Origin of the sequence: Halobacillus naozhouensis (assembly GCF_029714185.1) — a bacterium.
Lineage (GTDB): Bacteria > Bacillota > Bacilli > Bacillales > Halobacillaceae > Halobacillus_A > Halobacillus_A naozhouensis.
Genome location: NZ_CP121671.1, coordinates 3,700,647 through 3,724,632 on the forward strand (window position 1 = coordinate 3,700,647; position 23,986 = coordinate 3,724,632).

The following is a 23,986-nucleotide window of genomic DNA, read 5'->3' on the forward strand; positions in this document are numbered from 1 at the left end:
AGATTGTAATCATTACAAGCAAATCATCAGAAGTATATTCAGTTTTATAAACTATATAACCTTAATTCTTTCGTTTAAAACAGAGCCTATTATGAGCCAACTAAGCCTATACCTCCTCATCGTTCTATTATTTTCGTAATCTTAACATAATTTAAACTTATCTTAGTAATATTTTACAGGACGTTAATTAACTTTTCCAGGCTGGAGCCTTATACTTTACATCGTAGGTAATACATCATTATGAAAGGTGAGATAGTATGCTTCAAAATATTGGAATACCAGGATTAATCATCATTCTCGTAATAGCATTGATTATTTTTGGCCCCTCAAAATTACCAGAAATGGGACGGGCATTCGGAACTACATTAAAAGAATTTAAAAAATCCACTCAGGATTTAATGTCCGATGATAAGCAGGAGCATAAAGATCAAAACACCTCTACCGAGCAAAAAGAAAATCAGTCCGCTAACTAAACCAAACAAAAGAAGGTGTAAGCTATTCTCTTCTGCTTACATCTTCTTTTCATGAAAAGGAGACTTTTATGATGCCAGCACAAGAAATGGATCTCGTCGGACATTTGAGTGAACTGCGTAAGCGTCTACTTATCGTCCTGGGCTCATTCATCCTGTTTTTTATTGTAGCATTTGTTTATGTCCAAGAAATTTACAATTGGCTGAGTAAAGACATCGAAGTGCAGCTCGCTGTTCTCGGGCCGAGCGAGATACTCTGGGTATATTTAATGATCGCCAGCGTCGTCGCGGTTTCCTGCACCATACCAATTGTTGCTCATCAGCTCTGGCTATTTGTTCGGCCAGCCCTTACACCTAAAGAACAAAAAGTCACACTAGCCTACATTCCATCACTATTTATCCTGTTTCTCATCGGCATTTCATTTGGCTATTTCGTTATTTTTCCGATTGTATTTGATTTCTTGCTTTCCCTATCAGAGGGCATGTTTTTCACCTTCTTCACCACCGAGAAGTACTTCCGTTTCATGTTACAGATGACCTTGCCCTTCGGCTTTCTGTTTGAACTACCTGTAATTATCATGTTCCTGACAAGCCTCGGTGTGCTCAACCCGTACAGGCTTCAAAAAATGAGGAAGTATGCCTACTTTATCCTCGTTTTAATTGCAGTCCTAATCACGCCGCCTGACCTACTATCTGATATACTCGTTGTCATTCCGATGCTATTTTTATATGAATGTAGTGTGCTGCTGTCCAAAGTTGTCTATAAACGTAAACAGAAACTAGCAATCGCGGCTTAACCTCTGACACAAAAGGAAACTGTTCCTTTTGTGTCTTTGCTTAGCGAAGGCTGTTGCCTCTTCTTCTTCCCTGTCCTTCTACCCCTTTACATTTTATAACATAATGATTTTTACCTATTTTTTACTATTTACTTCACACAGGAACATGTGTTCTGTTATACTCTATATAGAGAAGGAAGGATCAGTAATTAGAAACCTCCCCTTAAACTATCTAATCAAACTTCTTCCTTCTCAGATTAGCTCGTATACTCACTTGTGCAGGCCCTCCCCATGAATAGCTAGCGCCTGATCCATAAAATATGTAACCTTATCTGAAACGGGATAAAGCCCCATCTCCTGCGAATAATGTTCTGACTTCCTTACCCTCCAGAACTTTTCAGCTAAAGCTTCATCCCCTTGAAACAATACATTCGATAATAACAAGACATCCTCAGCAAGAAGCTTTGCTTCCTCAGAATCAGCTTTTATATTATTCTTCAAGCATAACTCAATCCGTTTAATGATATTTATCCATAACTGCGTCTCCTGTTCCTCCATTTTTGGAAGCCTCTCCCTTAAGACTGATTGTTCCTCTTCATTAAACAAACTGGTCCAGGCATGACTTTTCTGTTCGGTTTCTTGTTCACTTAAATGAACAATCGGTAATAATCGTTCCCAATGCAAGTCGCCTTCAAGTCGGATTATATTTTGAATTGTATTCGTATGATTCAAAGATTCCTGCACCTGCCGAACCTTTTGTTCGAGCGTTTCTTTATGTAATATTAAAATTTGTTCAATCGAGATCTTATTTATTATTTTACTAATGTCATTCAGTGGCATAGCTAATGACTTTAGTATGGAGATCTTTTCAAGCGTTATCATTTCCCTTTCTGTGTAAAGCCTTTTTCCTGTATCCTCCTTGCATGCTAATAATATAACATTATTTCACTTCCTTTCGAAAAAAGTCTTGAAGGTTACGTTACGTCACCTATTATGATAATTTTAACGCTATTTCTAGAAAGGGATGAGATGTTTGGAAAAAGACTCACTATCTAAAAAACACTGGTCACGAAAAGAGATCATTCTCCTACTAACTATAACCTTTATTATCATTCCCATTTTTATAGAAACATTATTGGGCAGACAGTATTTTCAGTGGTTGAACGATAAGTTATATGCAGGAACTTTAACAGGGTTTACAATCGCAGTGGTCTTTTTATGCGGGGTATATCAATAGCCATACGTCCTCAAAGATTATCGTGGGGGATTGTAGGGTAACTGGTTTCAAGAAAAGGCATTGGTCTACTGTGATAATATGGACAATAAAATTGATCTTACCGGAATATTAGCTGCTATAATCATGGAACTACTAGGTGGAACCTATCAAAATAGTAAAACGGAAAGCATCCAAACAGATAGGAACATTGTGCGTTTCATTGTTGGATTTATTTCCGCTGCGATCATTTCCCCAATATATGAAGAGATCTTTTACCGGTGGGTTTTTGTATAAATGGTTTCGTAACCGATGGGGTATTTTTATAGGAATGGTGGTCAGTTCAATTATCTTTATGATTGTACACATCCCCACTTGGAATGTACTCCCAATTGCGTTTATTACCGGTTTGGTAACGTCCTGGGTTTATGAAAAAACACACTCGATCCTGCCAGCTATAATTATACATGGAGTGTTTAATGGAATAGCACTCATCTTAACGGTACTAGGCTGATCCGTTTCACTATTAATCTTGAATAAATCCTAACTCATTGCCACACGATATAACTCCTGCAAAGTATTTAAGAGTAGAAATGTGGTAACATTTTAACAATGAGTCATGGGAGTAAGCTGAACCAATATAAAAAGAAACCAATCTATCCCCTCTATGGCACAAATAACTACTTCTACATTAATCCATAGCATTCCTGCAAAATAAAACACCCTTCTTATTATGAAGGGTGCTAGTTCAAATTATCATCATTCTTTCGTAAAGTTTTTTGTACTTCTTACCGTATCAATTGGGCGGACCATTTCCTCAATTTCTTTACGCTTCGGTTCCAATGCTGGAGGAAGGGATAATTTCTCCCCAAGCGTTTCATAAGGCTCCTCCCCCATGAATCCTGGCCCATCTGTGGCAAACTCAAACAGTATTTGCGGAGCCACATTCGCATAGAGAGATTCAAAGAAATGACGGTTTACATAGCCAGATGTCCGGAATCCGAAGCCTTCCATCCGTTTAATCCATTCATCCAATACAGTACGATCTTCCACCCGAAATGCCGTATGGTGAACAGTGCCAAACCCTTGTCTGGCTTGCGGAAGAACGCGGTTATATTCAACGACTACCTGGGCACCGTTCCCTCCTTCTCCGACTTCGAATAAGTGAAAAGATCCCTCATTATCTATTTCAGTAAATAGCAGAACTTTTTCCAACATGTCTTTAAAGTAATCAATGTTGTCGACTCGCACAAAAATCGGGCCTAATCCAGTAATGGCATATTCTAAAGGAATCGGGCCGTTCTGCCATGGTGTACCAGCAGACACGCCTCTATTATTTTCATCGGATACCAGTTGATAGTGTTGATCATCGAAATCAACGAAAGACAGCGTCTTTTTACCAAATTGCTCTTTAATGCCGCTATGCTTTACCTCTAAATGATCGAAACGTTCCGCCCAATAATCCAAAGCGGCATTGCTTGGTACTCGGAAAGAAGTTTTCGAAATCTCATTCGTTCCGTGAACGCCTTTTGGAATACCAGGAAAATCAAAGAAAGTCATATCCGTTCCAGGACTGCCCGTATCATCGGCAAAGAATAGATGGTATGTTTGAATGTCATCCTGATTAACCGTTTTTTTAACTAAACGCATTCCTAACACATATGTGAAAAATTCATAATTCTTTTCAGCGCTGCTCGTAATTGCTGTTACATGATGTATTCCTTTTAATCCATTCATATTATTACTCCTCCTTCGTAAGGTAAATCAAATTTATAACTGGACTTTTTCCAAAGCTATCTATTTATCTTTAATTCAAGATAAATGTACTATGTATATTATTTGCTGTCAATCAGACCGTTTTATGTTATCAATGACAGCATCGTTGTTGACCATTATAGGAGCACAAATAGTTTATTGCATTCTAAGCACGGGAACAAAATAGTAAGGTTAATTCTCAAGGAGGCAATAAAAATGTTTCATAATGAAAAGAAAATCCACGGCTATCAGATTAATGCAACAGATGATGAATTAGGCAAGGTTGAATCTTTCCTATTTGATGATGAAAGTTGGACAATACGCTACATCGTTGCGGACACCCGAAAATGGCTTCCAGGGCGTACCGTACTTATTTCCCCGATTTCCATCAAAGCAGTTAATCACGAAGAAAGCCATGTTTCTGTAGAATTATCGAAGGATCAGGTGAAGGATAGTCCGGATATCGACTCGGAAAGCCCGGTGTCCCGTGAACAAGAGTTAAAATTAAACCAATATTACGGTTGGGGCAGTTACTGGGGCGGCCCCGGTGTCTGGGGTGCAAATATGTATCCTAACCACTTGCTGGGAGAGCACCTGGTGCAAGATTCCCTGAGCATGGAGGAAGAACCTGGAGAATCTCATGTAAGAAGCACTTCGGAAATTGAGAATTACGAAATTCATGCCGACGATGGCGGGATCGGTCATGTAGAAAGTTTTCTTATAGATGATGAAAGCTGGCAAATCCGCTATATTATTGTCGATACAAAAAACTGGCAGTCCGGAAAGAAAGTGCTGGTCGCCCCTGCATGGATTAACGAAGTGAAATGGGAAGAAAAAAGAGTCTATGTTTCTCTCGATAAAGAAAAAGTTAAAAATGCACCTGAATACGACCCTGACTCCCCAATATCAAATGCTTTTGAAGAAAAGCTTCACAATGCTTACGGAAAAGAACTTTCCTCTAAGAAATAAGAGTTCCTTCGTGGCCCAAGGTAACTATCGTACCCACTTTTTCTCTAGATCAATAGAGAGAAAGTGGGTATGAATAAAAAAAGTCTATTTTCGAACTACCTTCTAACTATAGTTCAACTTTTGCATAAACGCATGTGTCCCGCAGTTCTTTCCCATCTGCAGATCGATCTTCATTTCTAATAATTCCTTCTAAATTAAAGTTCAGTCTCTCTGGTATTGCCCTACTTCTTACATTATGGGGATCACACCTTACCTCAACCCGATTAGCCGCTAATTCTTTAAAGGCAAATTCAGTTATCCCTGCTACGGCTTCTGTTGTATAACCCTTTCCGCAAAAACGAGTATCTGCCCAGTATCCTATCTCGAACTTTGGGACCTGCCAATCGATACGATGGAGCCCCGAAGAACAAACTAACTCTCCTGTTTGCTTATGGAAAGCCAGCAGTCTTAAATCCTCTCTTTTTAAAAAATTTATGTGGGCTTCCCGAATATTGATCTCCGTCTGCTCTTCACTTTGATGTTTCTGAGCAAACGGCATCCACGGCTTCAATTCCTCTATAGAGGCCCTAAGGGATGCATAGACAGCCTTCCCATCCCCTGGCTTTGGGAGCCTGACAAATAAACGTTCGGTTTCAAATTCATGAGGGAAATCAAGCAGTATTGGATTCATCGACCTCTCTCCCTTTACTTTTCTAGCATTAACCTTCGAAATGGGAGCTACATATCAAAGATTTTTTCCAACTCTTTCATGACACCCCTCGCTCCTGAGCTTTTGTTCGAAAGGATGGCAAACTTCAATTCAGACTGCGGATAAAAGGCTGCGTGAAAGCTTACTCCTGGATCGTATCCCATCACATGATACTTATAGATGGAGTTATCTTTGTAGTTAATCCATACACCGTACCCATAATCAACTTCCTCATTCACATGTGCATAAGGAGTAAGCAGCGTGTTGGTCGTTTGTTCATCTAATAATTGATAATCGACCAGTGCCTCCCATAGTTTAATCATATCTGGAGCGGATACAAAAGCACCGCCATCCGCGCCACCTTTAATCGGAATGGAGTACATATTCGTCTTCCATGCCCCATCCTGTTGATCGATATACCCATATGCTGTGTTTTCAGGCAGACTATCTAACGAGAAGTAACCCGATTGATCCATTCCGCACCGCTTGAAGATATGTGATTCCACATACTCTTGAAAAGAAACCCCTGTTTGTTGTTCCACGATTAACCCCAGTACTATGTAGCCTGCATTGTTGTAATGAAATTTCTCTCCAGGATCAAACATCATTTCTCCATGTTGGAACATTGGAAGAAAATCCTTTAGATTCTTTAATAGATACATCGGGGTTTGTTTCCAAAGATCTTCAAAGTCATCCATGACTTCTTCATCAAAATAGTCCGCCATCCCTGAACTATGGCTTAACAGGTGATGGATCGTAACTCTATCATCAACATACGGAAATTCAATATCTAAACAATCCTTAAGCCTTGTTTGAAAAGAAAGCAGGTTATTTTCAACAAGTTGCGCAATTGCTATAGCCGTAAATAGTTTGCAGCCAGAGGCAATTCCAAAGCGTGTGTTGACTTTATTCAAACGCTTCTCAGCTCGATTAGCAAGACCAGCTGCAGATTGCAATAGCACCTCTCTGTCATCTTTCACCAATACTGTCCCAGAAAAGCCATCGTTATTAATATGATGTTCAATTGATGTTACGGCGTTCTTATCCAATAACCTCACCCTCCTTCATCTATTCGATTACTTTTTTAAACACATAACTTGCCTTGTTATAATCCATTCTTTCCTCATAAAACCTATGTGCCTCTGTTCGCTGCAGCCCCGATGACAAAGCTACAGCTTCGTAGTCATGCTCCTTCGTCCATTCATGGACAAAAGAAAGCAGCCTCTCACCATACCCTTTGGAGCGATGTTCACTCTGTGTCACGAGATCACACACCCAGACAAAACGCCCGTAATAAAGCGTAATCATTGGTTTAAATCCAGTTACAGCAACAATATCCTCTTGATCATATAAAGCGAATAGGTGATAGCTGTCTATTTTCTTTGCTTCTATCACAAGCGCTAGATATGTATCTTGATCAAGGTGAGAACGCAATTGTTTCATGACTGGAAAAGCTTCTGTGATTTCTTTTTCTGACTGTAACTCTTTAATTTCTACGTTGCTCATGAAATCCCCTCTTTCTTAACGAATATGATATTTCTCTTTAAAATCTAAGCTAAGCTCACTCCACACATCAAACATATTCCCGTCTAAATCCTTAAATATAAAGTTTAGGCCAGCATGACCTCTCTCCTCAATTTCGCCGACATCTACCCCTTTCTCTGTAAAAGCTTGGTGTAGATGCTGCAGTTCAGGGTTCCGTCAACTTCAAAAGTGATAGTGAACTGAGTATGCCCGTTTGAATCTATAAACTGAAGTCTCTCGCCTTTTTTAGCTTTTACTAAGAAGAAACTTTGGTTGGCAAAAGAAAGAATGGCTTTTTCCTCATCTAAATAATTTTCAACCGCACCAAGATTCTGTTGATACCACATTGATGAACTTTCAGGATTCAGAACAGGGGTATAATTTGTCCCGACCCGGTGGAGTTGCACATTCTTCACGATATCACCCCAATTCTTTTGTTAAGAAGAACGACTATGATCACTATCCATAAACACGAAGTCCTCTTTTGTCGGCTGCTTGGCAGCATCCTTTTGAGACGTTTTTGCAGAGAATAGCTTGAGATACCATTGGTTGCGGTCAACAGGGACACCGACACGTTTTTGCTGGACCTCTTTGATACCCTGGATAATGAACTGCATGGAGACGATGACCACCACGAATGCAACTAGGGGCGGGATAATATACCACCAGCGCCCTGTCATTAAAGCATTCTTGGATGAGCCGATCAGCCCTGACCATTCATAAGTAGTGGATTGCGGCGGGTCCGGCATAAACGGGCTATGCGAAACATCTGTCCCTCCGAAAAAGATGTTGAACACCCCTAAATGAATGAAGATGAGCAAAGTCTGAATGAACTGTTGGCCAAATACGATTCCTATTCGGGCACTTAAGTGTGGCAGCAAATGTCTCCAAAGCAAATGAACGGAGCTGCCTCCTAACACCTTTGTACTCAGGACAAATTCGTCTTTCATAATCAACTTCATTTCATTTCCAAATAACGTGATAAGGAGGGGCACAGCCAGAATCGTGAGAACGATTGCTTGATAGATAATCCTCTCCATTTCTGTTGTCGTAAAACCGCCCGGGGGCATCCACAGAACAGGTCTCAGTAACAAGTAGGCAATAACCGTTAAGGGTAGAAAATGCATACCGTCTACCAATTTCTCCAGCACTCGCTGCAGCTTCGGGGGGCAGAAAAAAGCATAAGGAACAGCAAGGATAAAGCCGAGCGCTACCCTTAGTAAGGCAATGGCTACCCCAAACAAAACCGTGTACTTCGCTCCAGTGAGCAGCTGGTCCAATATACTGTAGCCCAGTTCATCTGTCCCGAGGAAGACATATTCATGTGAATGAGGGGCGGCGCTGACTAATGTTCCGTTGTCGTCGTAAATGTGATAAAACTTCTCAACAAGGGGATCCGCAGCAGCCGTGTAGATCAAGCTGGTTGCAACAATGGCAAAAATAACACCAAATCCAATCAGAAATTTTACATTTTTGAAATGCACAGCTATTTCTCGAATAAACAGTCGAACCAATTTTCCATTCGGTTTGAAAGAAATGGATCCCAGGAAACGATTCATCTTCAAATTGGTCTCTTCTGCCACCCTGTTTTCTTTAAAGATAAACAACTCTGTTCCCTGGTAGAAAACAAAAAACGGTGTAAACAGCATAACGAGAATTAAAAATGTCACAATTGGTCTAAAATCACTCATAAAGGCTGTGGTAATTCCATTAATGTTAAAGATGTACTCAATAATCAGAAGACTTGATAAGGCGCCCCACAGGATAATTTTTGAATGATAAAAAATACTTTTAATAATATTCCTAAGAATATGGACGTTAAGAATAAAGGATTTAACCATCCCTTTACTTTTGGCAAACTGCACATAGGATTTCTTCATTTCTTCGTCCAATTGAATTAATATGATTTTATATAAAGAAACCATAGGAAGAATGGCCAAAGCTACGATGGGAAGAGCATAAATTCTTTCCTGGCCAACCGTAACGAAATCCATGAACAAGATATCCGTCTGTTTATACAGCCACACGATAACTAGCTGGGCACTGAAGGCAAGAAGCAGATCGGGTACAGCTTCCACCAAATTTAGCAGCCTCATAACCAGCCTTTTTATAACAGCCGGTAGAAAAAAGGTGCCGATAGCAAATAAGAAGGCAAGAGCAAATCCTAACGCAATCGCCCCCATAAAGATGGTCATAGAATAGCGATAAGGATCCCAAAGATACTCAAGTAATGGCACCGGATTTCCTTTAAAAAAGTACACCCATTCCGCGGGATGGATCACCGTTTGAAACAAATGGGACAACTCGCTGGTATAGGCAGATATATTAAAGAAGGTCCCCGTTTTAAATAAGGCCGGTGAAGCACTAATTAACACAATGCCAACTAAGCCAAAAATATAATAGAATAAAAACTTGGTTATTTTCACTATCCTGCCCCCTTTAGGCTATTTGACAATAGCCCTCCCCCTTTTAAATTTTAAAAATAATCAGTCACTTATGTATAAAAAAAGATATACTGTTTAACAGTATACCTTTCCTACTACTTATACTAATGAATCCGGCGGAGTTTTTCAATAAAATTCCAACCTTCTGTTATTTCTTCACTAGAGTAATTTTGTTTACCTTTTACAGTGTACACTTTTTCTGTGATTTCATCTTTAGGTAAATGTTCAAAGAAAAGCATGGTTGAAACTAGCTCCAGAAACCGGGAGCTCTGGGCAGCCATTTCCCTGATATGTTCATTAAAAGGCGGCAAATGTACATTTGAATGTTTGAGAAAATCATGCCCCGCTTCTGTCATTCGATAACGGTATTGATAATAATTCTTTTTCTCTTCTTTTGTTTCACTAATAAAACCTAAATTGCACATTTCCTCGATCCTTAACGTCAACTCTTCTGAATAAGGACCATAAAAATGAAATTCATAACGTTCCTCAAAAGGAATATCACACTTTTTTAAGATATAAATCATCTTTTGCAGCTTTTTTCGCCCTACGATGTCTTCAGAGCTTGAGAAGAATTGCATCAACTTTGCGTGATTCTCCAACATGACAACTCCACTCCTTATCCAAACAAAATTTCCATAATACGCTTCTTTGTCTTACTACGGTCCGGCATTTCCTCTAATCTATCAAGCGGAATATATAATTTATGATCGGTACGCTTTTTCCCGGATATCGATTCAACAATATCTGACAGGCGGGATAATTCCTTGAGTTCTTGATTGGGCTTTAACAAATGGATAGGAAGCCGTTCCCCTTCTTCACCAGGACGGTAAAAGTCATAAGGTAAATCAGAGCTTGAATCGACAACCAAATAATAGTCAGGGTTGATTCCTGCTTCCTGGAACAGCTTATACAGCTCCATCCATTCGTTCATCTGTGAATTCGGGTTAAACTCTATGTACTTCAAGAGTCGGCGGTTAACGAATCGATCACAGAGGTCAGACAGGATAGGATCATCCTCTTCCATCCACATTTGAAAATAGTAGAGCGCGATGGATTCATCCAGAGCTAAATATTCCTTTAGATTTGGCTTTCCTGTGAAAAAGGAAAGAAAATGGGTCGGCTCCAGTTTAAAGGTGTACCCCTTCTCATGCAGCTCCTTAGCACGGTGAAGAATTTTTGACAAAATTACTTCAGCACTCCGGGTGACAGGGTGAAAATAAACTTGCCAATACATTTGATAACGACTCATAATATAATCTTCGACCGCATGCATGCCGCTTTCTTTTACAACTACCTGATCCTCCATCGGGCGCATCACCCGAAGAATCCGCTCCATATCAAAATGGCCATAACTTACCCCTGTAAAATAGGCATCACGCTGCAAGTAATCCATTCGATCTGCATCAATTTGGCTCGAAATCAGACTCACCACGAGTTTATTTTTATACGTTTTATTAATTACATCGGCTACTTTCTTCGGAAAGCCTTTCCCCACTTTAGAGAGTACCTGGTGGATCTTCGTGTCCCCAAGCAGGATCGCCTGCGTAAAATCCTCATGATCTAGCTTGAAGACTTTTTCAAACGAATGAGAAAAGGGCCCGTGGCCGAGATCATGCAGCAGGGCGGCCGCTAAACAAAGCAACCGTTCTTCTTCGTCCCAATTGGGGCGGTCTTTAAAATTGCTAATAATTCGCCGTACAATCTCGTACACTCCTAGCGAGTGGTTGAAACGGCTATGCTCAGCTCCATGAAACGTAAGGTAACTGGTTCCCAACTGCCTGACTCTTCTCAGCCGCTGGAATTCGGGAGTGCCAATCAGGTCCCAGATAACACGGTCACGTACATGAATGTAGCGATGTACGGGGTCTTTAAATACTTTTTCTTCACTTAATTTCTCGTCACGGTAGGCCATTAGCTTGTCCTTTCTTCACGACATTTTCTACAATTATATACCTTTTTTCAGCATAAAAAAACATCTTGACAAAGCAAAGAACCGAGCATTTATATGCCCGGTTCTCTAGAGATAAAGTATGAAGCTTTCTTTTTACCATGAAGAAAAAATTGGTAAGGTTACCCTTACCAGTTCCTTCCCCTAGCCTTTATGTGGATCAACATAATCAGGAAAATCGGTAATAATTCCATCTACCCCAGTTTCTAAAAGAAAGTTTGCAGATTCGCGATCTCTAACGGTGTATGGATGGGTTTTCATATCATATTCATGAATTCGTTCAACGAGATCTTTCGTAATCATTGCTTTATTAGGGTTGAAATAATCGGCGTAGGCTGAGAATTCGGCAAGCTGCTCATTTGAAACGCCATTTTCGCTGTACCCGAGCAGAACTCCTACTGGCACAGAAGGTAAAATCGAATGGAATTTTTTCATAGATTCATGATCGAATGACTGCACAATAATCTTTTCATTTTCCGGCTTATGCAAATTGCGGGAAACAAGCGCATCCGCTACCTTTTGTTCAATTCCCGGGTAAAGGGACGGTGATTTCAATTCAATTAAAATTCCAGATCTCCCTTTAAATTGATCAAGCACTTCTCCGAGTGTTGGAATTTTTTCACCAGCAAATTCTTTACTGAACCAGCCCCCCGCATCGAGCTGTTGCAGCTCCTTATATGTAAAATCTCCCACTTGGCCAGAACCATTTGTCGTACGGTCTACCGTCGTATCATGAATCACAACCAGCTTGCCATCCTTACTCATTTGAACATCAAGTTCAAACATTTCTGCTTTCATGTCGACTGATTTTTCAAAAGCGGCCATTGTGTTTTCAGGTGCGTATCCGGAAGCTCCTCTATGCGCAATCGTGATGGTCTGTTGACGGTCCTTGTTCTTAATTTCATTAGCAGAAATACTTGTTGCTGACGTACTGAATACTCCCATAAATAATACCCCCATGATGAGAATGAACAATAAACGTGACATCTCTTCCTCCCCCTTCTTATCTTTAATTCCACTCTACAAAACTTACATTAATAGAGTATTAGGAAATCGTTAATAAAATGTAAGGAAAAACAGGAAAAAAATAACTCCCTCCGTAAGTACTACGAAGAGAGTCCTCTTATCATGGTTATACTTTTTGTAAGATTTGTTTATGCATGGTACCTGTCTCGGCAAAATTCTTGTGCCATGAGAAGGCTTCCTCAAGCACATGAGGCGTCTGTCCGCCTCCGGAAACTGCTTGATTGTAATAGTCCCACAGTTGGTCCCGATAAATAGGGTGAGCACAGCACTCTATGATTAATCCTACGCGTTCCCTCGGTGCTAATCCGCGTAAGTCTGCATAGCCTTGTTCTGTCACAACGATATCTACATCATGTTCGGTATGATCAATATGTGATGCAAAGGGGACGATGCTAGATATATTTCCATCTTTAGCGATTGATTTTGTTACGAAAATAGCCAGACGTGCGTTACGAGCGAAGTCACCCGATCCACCAATTCCATTCATCATCCTTGTACCCGCTACATGGGTAGAATTGACATTGCCATAGATATCAAATTCTAAGGCCGTATTAATTGAAATCAAACCGAGACGGCGGATAATTTCCGGGTGGTTTGAAATTTCCTGTGGTCTCATGACTATTCGATCACGATACTGTTCAAAGCTGTTAAACACCTGTTCCATTTTCTCCTCGGACAACGTAATCGAACAACAGGAAGCAAAGTTGACTTTTCCAGCATCCATTAAATCGAATACTGCATCTTGTAACACTTCAGAATACACTTCTAAATCCATAAATTCTGAGTCAGTCAAGCCGTGCAGCACAGCATTAGCCACAGAACCTATTCCAGATTGAATGGGGGCAAGACTTCTGGTTAAACGGCCGCAATTGACTTCTTCACGTAAAAAGGAAATCAAATGCTGGGCCATCATAACTGTCTCTTGATCCGGCGCCGTTATGGTGGATGGAGAGTCTTTTTGATCTGTAAACACAATTCCTTTTACTTTTTCCAGATCAACCGGAATTCCGACCGTACCGATTCGATCATCCACTTTTGTTAACGGAATTGGATCACGTTGTCCCTGTTTACCAGGGGCATATAGGTCATGAAGCCCTTCTAAGTTAGGTTGTTTCATGTTGATCTCAATAATGATCGATTCTGCATGTTGAGCGAATGCTAATGAGTTACCAATGGAAGTCGTCGGGATCACCATGCCGTCCTCCGTTATCGAAACCGCTTCCAAAATTGCGTAATCAATAGTTCCTAACACATTTCCTCTTACTAATTCAGAAGTGTGAGATAGATGATGATCAACAAATAAATGTTCACCTTTGTTAATTTTACTTCTCATCGTCGGGTCTGCCTGAAACGGCATGCGTTTATGAATAATGCCCGCTTTGGCAAAAAGTTTGTCTACATCTGATCCTAAGGAAGCTCCAGTAAACACGTTTACTTTAAATTCTTCCTTTCTGGCTCGTTCTACCAGCGAAAATGGTACCGCTTTCACATCACCCGCGCGTGTAAAACCGCTTAACCCTAATGTCATGCCATCCTTAATCCATGAGGCCGCTTCTTCTGAAGAAACAACACGATTCTTCAAACGGGAATCTTGAATTCGTCCGTTATCATTTTCCAATCTATCGCCCTCTTTTCATAACTTTTAGAATTATTTTAACTTATTCAATGAATGATTTGAGGAAAATGAAAGGGAATAGAAAAATGACGAGTGAACCAGCATATCCTGTGAGTGAAACAGCACTCTTTAAAATCCGAGTAGTTTTCTAAAATAACTGGAGTAAGATTGACTAACTGGAATACTAGCTCCGTCGTCCATCTCAAGCAAAAATGTGGAATGGGTATCAGGATAGATCTCCTTAATATGATTGACATTAACAATAAATGATCTGTGACAACGAATGAATGACTCTCTCGGCAACATGTACTCAAATTCCTGCAGCGAATTTTTATGTGTACCATAAAAGTTATCTGACCATACATATGCCTTTCGCTCTTTCACTTCTATGTATTTCACTTCAGCAAAGGGGAGGGGCTTCCATCCGTCCTGAGTTTTGACAGTGACTACTGATTTTCCATCAGTGAAAGCAGGATGAATCGCCATCACACACCCTTCAACATCCCCATCATTATGGAACGGCACAGCCATTCCGTGGTAAGGAACACCAAACACATCACGATTAATGAATTCGGAAACTTTTTGTTCCGTCTGTAAAGATTTATGTGCAATCGTCCCCTCTTTAACTGGGTCGCCTGTACTGATTTTCAAATCAATCCGTTTACTAGGACGATAATAAATATATTCCTCTGTATTTGATACAGCAATCGATATTTCATCTGAAAATAATTCACCTATCACATCTAATAGAGAATCTTTCGTAAAACTCTCCATTCTGTTAAACACCTCCCCTGATATCTCATTTCTCTATTTTAACGGATCTTTGGAAAGGCAGACAAATGGAACCTGTCCACCCCAGCTGTATTTTCTGTTATAATTATTTTGTTCTATTTATAAAGGAGTAACATGTTCATGAACAATATTCATACTTTATTACATCCCAAAACCTATCGCTTCATTGATCAAAGCGGCTTGGGTCCTGGATTTTCAGCGCTTCAGTCCTTTGCAACGGACGATGCTCTGGCTATTTCAGTGGGGCAAGGCACTTCCTCCACGACAGCCAGACTATGGGTTCATCACAATACCATTGTACTGGGCATACCGGATGCCCGCTTACCTTATATATCGGAAGCTGTTGACTATTTAAAATCTGAGGACTACCAAGTAATTGTCCGAAATTCAGGCGGACTTGCGGTTGTGCTCGATGAAGGAGTTCTCAACCTATCTCTAATTTTTCCTGATTCAAAAGAGGTCAACATTCATGAAGGTTATGAGGCAATGGTCGTGTTTATTAAGCATCTATTCGCGGATCTAACCAACAAAATCGAAGCCTATGAAATTACACAATCTTACTGCCCAGGCACCTATGACCTGAGTATCGACGGACGAAAATTCGCTGGAATTTCCCAGCGCCGTGTCAAGCATGGATCAGCCGTACAAATTTATTTAGATGTAAGCGGGAATGGTGAAGAGCGAGCTCGGCTGCTAAAGAACTTTTACGAAATTGGCAAGCGCGAGGAAAAAACACGTTTCGCTTACCCAAATATTGATCCATCTGTAATGGCTTCGATGAATGAGTTGTTGGGTACAAAGTTGAGCGTTGCAGATGTACGCGATCGGATCCTATACCAGTTGAGCGATTTCTCTGAGAAGGTTGTCGTTCAGCATCTTGAAGGCGAGGAAATGAACACGTTCAATAAACGCTTTGAACAGATGATTGAGCGAAATGCGAAAGCACTCGAGCGGATTGAGTAAACGCACGAGTGCTTTTATAGTTAAATGATTCATAAGTTTACACTTCAGCATCCTCAAGGTTATCCTTCTTATTTTTTATTCCTGCAATAATACTAATTGTGATAGCAATGAAGGATAGGCCAAGTAACGTCCCGGCGATGGGTCTAGTGAAGATTAACCAGAAATCACCCTTGTATAAAGTTAGTGTCTGCAGAAGCGATTCCTCCATCATTACCCCTAAAATGAACATGAGAGCAATAGGAGCCACGGGGATCTCCGCCTTTTTAAATAAGTATCCTAATAACCCGAAGAATAATAGTCCACCAACATCCCAAAGACTATTACTTATTGAATATGTTCCGACAATTGATATAGCTATGATAATAGGAAAAAGCAGTTTAAAAGGAACACTTGCTACTTTTGCCCATATTTTTGCCATAGGTAAATTCATAAATAGAAGCAATAAATTTCCGATAAACATACTTGCAATCACAGCCCAAACAAAATCAGGATGACGTACAAACAAGGTAGGTCCCGGCTGTAACCCATGTAAGATAAATGCTCCTAATAGCACAGCCATCGTTGCAGAGCTTGGAATTCCTAATAAAAATAATGGGATTAATGCTCCCCCTGTAAAGGCATTGTTTGCCGTTTCCGGTCCAGCTACACCTTCTACCGCCCCTTTTCCAAACCTAGAAGGGTCTTTAGCAATCCTTTTTTCCAACGAGTAGGAGAGCAAAGCAGGAACAACAGAACTCGTTCCAGGAATAAGTCCCATAAAGAATCCGAGGAATGTTCCGCGACCAATTGACATCCCTGATGGTCTCCATTCTTTCCGATTTGGTAATAAGCCCTTGACGACTGGAGGTTTTTCTGGTTTTTTAAGTTGCTGCTCAAGCCCCAGCAGAATTTCCGAAAGACCGAATAATCCCATTGCAATCGTTACAAAGTTAAAACCATCAATAAGATGAGTAATCCCAAAAGAGAACCTCACTACCCCGGAACTCGGTGCCATTCCGAATACGGCTAGAATTAACCCTATCAATACTGCGATCATGCCTCGAATGATAGATTTTCCGGCTAATCCTACAACCATCGTCATACCGAAAACAATTAAAGCGAAAAATTCAGGTGGCCCAAAGGAAAGCGCAAATTGAACCAATTGTGGGGCAACCAGAGTTACACCTATTATGGCGACAACTCCCCCTATAAAAGAGCCTATCGCTGACAAGCCCAGAGCAACCCCGGCTCGTCCTTGTTTTGCCATGGGATAACCATCCATGCTCGTAATGACGGAAGCTGCTTCTCCCGGCACATTAACTAGGACGGTAGTAATAGTTCCCCCATACATAGAACCATAAAATATACCAGCTAACATAACAATTGCAGATATAGGATCCATTCCAAATGTCATAGGAATGAGCAGTGCAGTACCTGCACTAGGTCCTAGACCTGGCAAAATGCCTACTAGCATACCCACGGATACACCAATTAAACAAAATAATAAATTATCCCAGGATAATGCTGTTTCAAAACCAGACATTAATAAACTAAATGCATCCACTTCCTTACCTCCCTACTACCATCCCCATATATTTGCCGGTAACGGGATGCCAAGAATCGTATCAAAAACTACAAACAGGATCATGGTTACAGTAAATGAAACACCAATCGATGTGTACCATTTAAAATCTGGCAGGAGTAGCATAAGCATGACAATAACCCCCGATACAATGTAGCCAACAAAAGGGGCAATAAATATAAAAATGATGATCGAAGCTACAATAGTAGATAATCTTGCTAAGACTTTCCCTTTAGGAAACACAGATGAAAATGTAATTTTATTCCCTTTTCTTAAACAGTCGATAATATAGAGCATCGAAATCAATATGAGAACACCGCTTAGAAGCGCTGGGTATAAGCCTGGTCCTGGTCCGTATTGACCATATAACTGATAATCCAAGGAACCTATGAATAAAATTATCGAAAATAATAGAATACAGATGCCTAACCATACCCCATAATTCTTCAACAGGTAACACCACATTTCTGTTACTTTAGTTAAAAGCATATCAGTCACAATCTATCAATTAGAAAAGAGCCCAGATCTATAGGACCTGGGCATATGAATTACCAGTCTAAAAGATCCCTTAATCCTTCAACATCCTTCTTATCTTGTTTTAACATTTCCATATATCCTGCTCCATCAACATAATCAACCTGGGTACCAATTTCTTTCATCTTCTCTACATGTTCAGCATTGTTAGCTGCTTTCTTTAAAGCTTCCTTAAGTATGTCTAACTTCTCTTGAGGTATTCCTTTAGGGGCTGCGAGTCCCCTCGTTGATTGTGAGATAACTTCCTCAAATCCAGCTTCTTTTACTGTAGGAACATCTTCTAAGAAAGACGATCTTTCCTTCGCTGTTACGGCAACTACTTTTAGCTTTTCATTCTGATGCATAGTGTACGCTTCCCCAACACTCGTAATCAGCACATCAACATGTCCACCTAAAAAGGCAGATCTTGATTTCGCTGTTCCTTCAAACTGAATAGCCCTAAAATTAGTATCCAACTTTTGATTAAGCTTTAAAGTGACCAAGTGGTCATCCCCTGCAACGCCCGTAGCAGTTGTAGTTACCTCATGCTCTTTTGCATACTCAACAAGTTCCTTCATATTTGTAAAACGTTCTTCATCGACCCGGATGACAATTGCCCCTGGGTCCGTAACGTGATTACCCAGGGCTTCAAAATCATCGAGGTTCACCTTACGCTCCATCGTCGGATTAACCAAACCACTTGCAATATTAGGTGAATTAAGGTAGCCTATAGTTTGACCATCAGGCTTAGCATTGGCTAGTGTGTTCCAACCAACCCAGCCACTGCCGCCTGGTTTATTTATAATATTTACTGGGACTCCCAGTTCTTCCTCTAAATAGGGTTGTAACGCTCTTGCTGTTGTATCTGTACCCCCGCCCGCATCATAGGCTACGATTACACTAATAGCTTCACTTGGGTAAGAGTCACTTGCTGAACTTCCCGACGCGGACTTTTCATTACTAGAACAGGCAGCTAATCCTCCAACGAATAACAACATGATAAAAGATAGATAGATAATTTTCTTCACTTTAACCTCGATTCCTCCTTAACCCGAATTTTGATTAACTCATATAGTTACATTACTTATAGAAAAAGCGGCAACACCTCCTTTGAGGCTGACTATTCTAACGAATCACCCCTCAAACTCAACTAAGGCAGCCTGCAAAGCCTTAATGTAACCAATTGAATAAGCAAAACCTATACTTGATGGACTCCAGCCAATATTTGAGTAAGCCCAATGATTACTCATATCTGGAACATCTCCTTCCATAAGGGGTACATGATCCGGGTTTATACATCCGTCGAACCCTACTTTTCTAAGTTCCAGCATGATTTTGAACATGTTCATATCCCCATCATCTAGTAATGCTTCTTCAAAGGCTCCTGCGGTAGGCAAACTCCCTCTAACATTTCGGAAATGAATGAGGAACAGCCTTCCCTTTCGTCCATAGTGATTAATTTCATCTAAGACGAGTGAGCTCCCACCTTCTTCCGCTCTTGTACCGACACAGTAAATGTAACCTACGTTTTTATTAGGAAATTCATCAATAATCCGATGGTAACCAAGTCCTCCGAAAGGAGTGTCAGGGTGAGGCGTGTCGGAGGGGTGCATACCAATTCTTACACCGCTGTATTCTGCAGCAGGAACAATCTTGCTATATACTTCTCTAAATTTATTCCTCCATTGTTTTGCTTCCTCTAAAGTAGGTGTCGTGATGCCCTGATCTTTTTGATACCCCAGACTTTCGCCTCTAGAAATCGCACCACCCCTTTGCTCTGCAGGATAACTTTGAGTAAGTCCTTGAAATACATCTCCAGCAAATCGCTGCCGTACTAGCTTAATCCCTGCTTCCGCAAACACTTCCACAGATTTGACAGCGTTTTCAATTTGGTGCTCTTGTCCCTGTTGATCATTCATGAATTCATGGGTAATATTGGGAAGAGTGACTCGATTAATATCCAATCCCCAGGAGCGAATTCTTCTAATTTGTTTCAACAATTGGTCTAAATCGGGGTAACCTTGTTCTTTTACTCCGGGGAAGGAAGATCCATTACCTAGATCGATGCAGTCTACCCCCAGTTGGCTCAGCTGCTTTAAATCCTGATCTGATAAATCAAAGTAATTTACCGTTATAGAAACTTTCATCATCCTTTTTCTTCCTTTCTACCAATAATAGTTACATAGCTGAAGCTAGAGTGTGTAGCTTTCCATTTTATAAAATGAAAAACTCACAATTTATTTACCAGCCGGGGTGAGCTTGTGAGTAAAGATCAAAAAACATCACGTGAATGAATGATCTTCATTACTTTGTTCCTGCCATACTCCAGATGCTCTCTTAACTTAGTGTAGGCTTCCAACACATCCCGTTTTTTCAGAGCATTATAAACTTCTATATGCTGCTCTACAGTTGCCTCGCGGTTTTTATATTCCTGTGATACTTTGTTTAATACTTGATCAACCATGCTAAGCAGCGGATCTACTAACCCTTCGACGAATGGATTGTTGGCACTATTGGCAATAATTCGATGGAATTCCTTATCGTGCTCTGAGTAGTCATCTGCTTCACTCATATCTTCAATTGTTTGTTTTAATTTCCCTAACTGCTCATCTGTTATTTTTTCAGCAGCTAAAGTAATTAACCCCAGTTCAATGGATATTCTTGCTTCAATAATTGCTGAAAAATCTCCCGTTGATAAGGCAAGCATTCGGTAAAATGGCTCACTTCCCACTCTTTCTGAAAAATAGGTCCCTTCCCTCGTTTTACGACGAATAATACCGAGAGTTTCTAGTGAACTCATTGCTTCACGTAGAACAGGTCTGCTTACATACAATTCCTCCATCAACTTAGGTTCTGAAGGCAGCTTGTCCCCCGGTTTAAAGTGGCCACTCTGTAATAGTTGAACAATCTGGTCCACAACTTGCTTGGAAAGTGTTTTTCTTTTAACTGATTGAAAACCCACATTCTTCTGGTTTAATGTCATAAAAATCACCTTTTTTAGTTTATTATAGTTTTTTCTACTATTTCCCTTATTGTAAGACAAATATAATCATTTATAAAAGGTGGCAAAGTGATGCAGTAAAGAATAGTGGGTAACTAAATATTTCCCTGAGCTTGTCCCCTCACACTTACTTCACAAAAACCGTCTTAATCGCTGTAAAAAATTCAATAGCAGCCTGTCCCTGTTCACGAGAGTGGGAGCTTGATTGCTTCATTCCACCGAAAGGTGCTTGTAATTCCACACCGGCGCTTTCTGCATTAACTCTTACAAGACCTGCCTCCATATCATTAATAAACGTAAGCATTTTTTTAATGTTAGTGGTGAAGATGGACGCACTCAAGCCATACTCCACATCATTTGCCAGCTGAAGTCCTTCCTCTAATGAGTTTACCTTCATCAATGCAAGAACCGGTCCGAAAATTTCTTCCTGTGCGATGGCCATTTCATTCGTTACCCCTTCGAAAACGGTTGGCTGGACATAATACCCGTTATCATAATCTCCGCCTGTTAGTCTTTCACCGCCAATTAAAAGCTCTGCCCCTTCATTAATTCCTTTGCGAATATAAGATAGAACCGTATCTAATTGACCTTCACTTGAACTTGGACCCATCCATGTTTCATCCAATAAGCTATTTCCTACTTTTATCTCTCTTACCTTCTCAATCAACTTGTCCTTAAATGACTCGTAAACATCACTCTGAACGATAACACGGCTGGTAGCTGTACATTTTTGACCAGTAGAGCGAAGCCCTCCGCTGATGGTTGCATTAACCGCCAGGTCAATATCCGCATCGGAAGCAACGATTACCGGGTTTTTACCACCCATTTCGAGTTGATACTTCCCTCCTCTAGCAAGTACACTTTGGCCAATCTGCCTCCCTACCTTATTGGAACCTGTAAAAGTAATCCCGTTAACATCTGGGTGGTCTGCCAAACCTTGTCCAATTACTGAACCCTGCCCTGTCACCATATTTATAACGCCCGAGGGGAATCCTGCGTCTGCAAAGCATTCGATAACCTTCGCACCGGTTACAGCAGCCTCTGTAGCTGGTTTAATCACTACAGTGTTGCCATAGATTAAGGCTGGAGCAGATTTCCATATCGGAATAGCAACAGGGAAATTCCAAGGGGTAATGACTCCTACCACTCCTAAGGGAGCCCTTGTAGTAAACATTAAAGCCTCACTATCCGTTGATGGGATTACGTCCCCAACTTTACGCAAACCTTCACCCGCATAATACCTTAAGATAGCAACACCGCGGGCCGTCTCGCCTTTTGATTCAGCTAGAGTTTTACCCATTTCTCTCGCCATACATGTTGCAATTTCTTCTAAACGGCTTTCGAGTATATCAGCTGCTTTATAAAGGTAGTCAGCCCTCTCATTCCCAGTTAAGTTTCCCCACTTTTTTTTCGCGGATTTAGCGGCGGCAATTGCCTCCTCCAAATCCTTCCGGGTCGATTTTTGAACAGATCCTACAACATCCTCGGTATTGGAAGGGCTTTCATTTCCGATAACTTCTTTTGATATCGATTCACACCACTCACCATCGACGTAATTTAAGAATATTTGTGTATTTGCTTTAACTGTCATTTCTATCACACTCCTATTTTTGATGTTTACACCATCTTACTTTTCAGTGGATATTTATTAAGAGTTTCATCAAGTATTTTCTCAAGTTGTTTGTAGTGGTCTTTTTCAACTGGAATAATTGGCGGTCTTACTGTATTTGAAACAGGGAGCCCCATGATCTCCATCCCAGCTTTTATTAGTGATACCGCGTATCCTTTTCTTTGTCTGCGAATGCTATTGATCGGAAGAATCACATCCTCATAAAGTTGGTTCGTAATTTCTTTATCATCATTCAGCACAGCCTCGTAGAACTTTCTAGAAACATGCGGAATGTAATTTGAAATGGCGGAAGAGTAAGAATCAAATCCTAACGGAACATATGTAGGCATTGTCACTTCAGCCATTGGCATCCCATTAAGCCATCCTATTTGATTACCAATGTTTTGCGTAAACTCAACGTTACGTTCCATGTCCCCAGCACCATCTTTTAACCCTACGACCTGCGGAAACTCTACTAACTTTTTCAGCGTAGGTAAATCCAAAATTGCGTTTGCCCTCTGATAAAGAATCGCATTTAAGTCAGTACTTCGGATAATGGCTTTGTAATATTCATAAAGCCCATTCTGCTCTCCCTCAATTAAGTATGGGGGAAGGATTAAGTAACCTTCAGCCCCAAGCTTTTCAGATAATCTGGCTTTTTCCACCGCCTCGGATAAAGGTCCCCCAACTCCTGTATAAACGGGCACTCTTCCCTCAACGACGGAGACCGTCAATTCTACCATTTTTTCATATTCCTTTAGGCTTAAAGAAGTAAATTCTCCCGCCCCGCAGGCAACAAATATAGCTTCTAAACCTCCTTCTAATAAAAACTCAACGTTGACAGTTAACGCATGCTGGTCCACATTTCCCTCTTCGTCATAAGGTGATACCGGAAACCCCAATATCCCTGTTGGTGATTTTCTTTCAAAGTTCATTTAAATAACCCCTCCCATATTACCAATTTTCATTGTTTTCTGAATTATAGGATATTTATAATTATTTGTCAATTTTATTTTAATACTATTTATTTGTCTGACAAATAAATAGTCCGGTGATCCGCGTGTGCAGAACAGAAAACCATTTTATTTTTTCTTGCAAAGCATTTTTGTTGTTCTA

The 23,986-nt window shown here is 40.5% G+C and carries 24 protein-coding genes and 1 pseudogene; 6 read left to right on the forward strand and 19 right to left on the reverse strand.

The annotated features are described in order from the left end of the window. The first annotated feature begins 257 nt into the window (after window positions 1–257). Both tatA and tatC read left to right on the forward strand, forming a co-directional pair. Window positions 258–473: a twin-arginine translocase TatA/TatE family subunit gene (tatA, locus tag P9989_RS18995; RefSeq protein WP_283076414.1), complete on the forward strand. Its 216-nt coding sequence runs from the start codon at window positions 258–260 to the stop codon at window positions 471–473. A gap of 71 nt (window positions 474–544) precedes the next feature. After that, the gene (gene tatC / locus P9989_RS19000; RefSeq protein WP_283078984.1) at window positions 545–1,267 is read left to right on the forward strand and encodes a twin-arginine translocase subunit TatC; all 723 of its coding nucleotides are present in this window, start codon (window positions 545–547) and stop codon (window positions 1,265–1,267) included. 249 nt (window positions 1,268–1,516) lie between these two features. Here the strand turns inward: tatC and P9989_RS19005 are convergent, their stop codons facing one another. Further along, a complete protein-coding gene (locus P9989_RS19005; RefSeq protein ID WP_283076415.1) occupies window positions 1,517–2,086 on the reverse strand; it encodes a MerR family transcriptional regulator in 570 nt (189 codons plus the stop codon). 475 nt (window positions 2,087–2,561) lie between these two features. On the opposite strand from P9989_RS19005, the gene P9989_RS19010 reads away from it, so the two are divergent. Together P9989_RS19010 and P9989_RS19015 are read left to right on the forward strand one after the other, a co-directional pair. After that, window positions 2,562–2,756 (forward strand): hypothetical protein, encoded by a 195-nt coding sequence (locus P9989_RS19010; RefSeq protein ID WP_283076416.1) that lies wholly within the window; start codon window positions 2,562–2,564, stop codon window positions 2,754–2,756. A 34-nt stretch (window positions 2,757–2,790) separates the two neighbouring features. Further along, on the forward strand, window positions 2,791–2,973 hold the full coding sequence (locus P9989_RS19015) for a CPBP family intramembrane glutamic endopeptidase (protein ID WP_283078985.1): 183 nt from the start codon (window positions 2,791–2,793) through the stop codon (window positions 2,971–2,973). A gap of 245 nt (window positions 2,974–3,218) precedes the next feature. On the opposite strand, the gene P9989_RS19020 is transcribed toward P9989_RS19015, so the two are convergent. Next, window positions 3,219–4,196 (reverse strand): ring-cleaving dioxygenase, encoded by a 978-nt coding sequence (locus P9989_RS19020; RefSeq protein ID WP_283076417.1) that lies wholly within the window; start codon window positions 4,194–4,196, stop codon window positions 3,219–3,221. Window positions 4,197–4,430: 234 nt separating this feature from the next. Between P9989_RS19020 and P9989_RS19025 the strand changes: the two genes are divergently transcribed. Continuing rightward, window positions 4,431–5,183 (forward strand): PRC-barrel domain-containing protein, encoded by a 753-nt coding sequence (locus tag P9989_RS19025; RefSeq protein WP_283076418.1) that lies wholly within the window; start codon window positions 4,431–4,433, stop codon window positions 5,181–5,183. Window positions 5,184–5,289: 106 nt separating this feature from the next. Here the strand turns inward: P9989_RS19025 and P9989_RS19030 are convergent, their stop codons facing one another. The 10 genes and pseudogenes from P9989_RS19030 to P9989_RS19075 all read right to left on the reverse strand — a co-directional run bounded on the left by P9989_RS19030 (window position 5,290) and on the right by P9989_RS19075 (window position 15,205). Next, entirely contained in the window at window positions 5,290–5,853 is a 564-nt protein-coding gene (locus P9989_RS19030; protein WP_283076419.1) for a GNAT family N-acetyltransferase, read from the reverse strand. A 47-nt stretch (window positions 5,854–5,900) separates the two neighbouring features. After that, complete coding sequence (locus tag P9989_RS19035) at window positions 5,901–6,920, reverse strand: serine hydrolase domain-containing protein (RefSeq protein WP_283076420.1); 1,020 nt, start codon at window positions 6,918–6,920, stop codon at window positions 5,901–5,903. 19 nt (window positions 6,921–6,939) lie between these two features. Continuing rightward, window positions 6,940–7,377 carry a GNAT family N-acetyltransferase gene (locus P9989_RS19040; protein ID WP_283076421.1) on the reverse strand — a complete coding sequence of 146 codons (438 nt, stop codon included), beginning with the start codon at window positions 7,375–7,377 and terminating at the stop codon, window positions 6,940–6,942. A 15-nt stretch (window positions 7,378–7,392) separates the two neighbouring features. Next, window positions 7,393–7,811 (reverse strand): annotated as a pseudogene (locus P9989_RS19045) (VOC family protein). A 21-nt stretch (window positions 7,812–7,832) separates the two neighbouring features. Further along, entirely contained in the window at window positions 7,833–9,821 is a 1,989-nt protein-coding gene (locus P9989_RS19050; protein WP_283076422.1) for an ABC transporter permease, read from the reverse strand. A 122-nt stretch (window positions 9,822–9,943) separates the two neighbouring features. Then, entirely contained in the window at window positions 9,944–10,444 is a 501-nt protein-coding gene (locus tag P9989_RS19055; RefSeq protein WP_283076423.1) for a YwgA family protein, read from the reverse strand. Between the two features lie 14 nt (window positions 10,445–10,458). Next, window positions 10,459–11,754 (reverse strand): HD domain-containing protein, encoded by a 1,296-nt coding sequence (locus P9989_RS19060; RefSeq protein ID WP_283076424.1) that lies wholly within the window; start codon window positions 11,752–11,754, stop codon window positions 10,459–10,461. Between the two features lie 180 nt (window positions 11,755–11,934). Continuing rightward, window positions 11,935–12,777, reverse strand: coding sequence for a glycerophosphodiester phosphodiesterase (locus P9989_RS19065; RefSeq protein WP_283076425.1), 843 nt, complete (start codon window positions 12,775–12,777; stop codon window positions 11,935–11,937). Between the two features lie 145 nt (window positions 12,778–12,922). Beyond that, complete coding sequence (scpC, locus tag P9989_RS19070) at window positions 12,923–14,434, reverse strand: succinyl-CoA:acetate CoA-transferase ScpC (RefSeq protein ID WP_283076426.1); 1,512 nt, start codon at window positions 14,432–14,434, stop codon at window positions 12,923–12,925. 126 nt (window positions 14,435–14,560) lie between these two features. Further along, entirely contained in the window at window positions 14,561–15,205 is a 645-nt protein-coding gene (locus P9989_RS19075) for a LytTR family DNA-binding domain-containing protein (RefSeq protein WP_283076427.1), read from the reverse strand. A gap of 138 nt (window positions 15,206–15,343) precedes the next feature. Between P9989_RS19075 and P9989_RS19080 the strand changes: the two genes are divergently transcribed. Beyond that, complete coding sequence (locus tag P9989_RS19080) at window positions 15,344–16,186, forward strand: lipoate--protein ligase family protein (RefSeq protein ID WP_283076428.1); 843 nt, start codon at window positions 15,344–15,346, stop codon at window positions 16,184–16,186. A gap of 37 nt (window positions 16,187–16,223) precedes the next feature. Here P9989_RS19080 and P9989_RS19085 read toward each other — a convergent pair whose 3' ends face one another. From P9989_RS19085 to kdgD, 7 genes are all read right to left on the reverse strand, one after another. Continuing rightward, window positions 16,224–17,729 (reverse strand): tripartite tricarboxylate transporter permease, encoded by a 1,506-nt coding sequence (locus tag P9989_RS19085; RefSeq protein WP_283076429.1) that lies wholly within the window; start codon window positions 17,727–17,729, stop codon window positions 16,224–16,226. A gap of 15 nt (window positions 17,730–17,744) precedes the next feature. Continuing rightward, on the reverse strand, window positions 17,745–18,236 hold the full coding sequence (locus P9989_RS19090; RefSeq protein WP_283076430.1) for a tripartite tricarboxylate transporter TctB family protein: 492 nt from the start codon (window positions 18,234–18,236) through the stop codon (window positions 17,745–17,747). A gap of 59 nt (window positions 18,237–18,295) precedes the next feature. Beyond that, window positions 18,296–19,288 (reverse strand): tripartite tricarboxylate transporter substrate binding protein, encoded by a 993-nt coding sequence (locus P9989_RS19095; protein WP_283076431.1) that lies wholly within the window; start codon window positions 19,286–19,288, stop codon window positions 18,296–18,298. A gap of 105 nt (window positions 19,289–19,393) precedes the next feature. Then, complete coding sequence (locus tag P9989_RS19100; protein ID WP_283076432.1) at window positions 19,394–20,410, reverse strand: mannonate dehydratase; 1,017 nt, start codon at window positions 20,408–20,410, stop codon at window positions 19,394–19,396. A gap of 122 nt (window positions 20,411–20,532) precedes the next feature. Then, on the reverse strand, window positions 20,533–21,243 hold the full coding sequence (locus P9989_RS19105) for a FadR/GntR family transcriptional regulator (RefSeq protein WP_283076433.1): 711 nt from the start codon (window positions 21,241–21,243) through the stop codon (window positions 20,533–20,535). A gap of 145 nt (window positions 21,244–21,388) precedes the next feature. Continuing rightward, a complete protein-coding gene (gucD, locus tag P9989_RS19110; protein WP_283076434.1) occupies window positions 21,389–22,852 on the reverse strand; it encodes an alpha-ketoglutaric semialdehyde dehydrogenase GucD in 1,464 nt (487 codons plus the stop codon). A gap of 26 nt (window positions 22,853–22,878) precedes the next feature. Next, the gene (gene kdgD, locus P9989_RS19115) at window positions 22,879–23,805 is read right to left on the reverse strand and encodes a 5-dehydro-4-deoxyglucarate dehydratase (protein ID WP_283076435.1); all 927 of its coding nucleotides are present in this window, start codon (window positions 23,803–23,805) and stop codon (window positions 22,879–22,881) included. Window positions 23,806–23,986 lie beyond the last annotated feature (181 nt).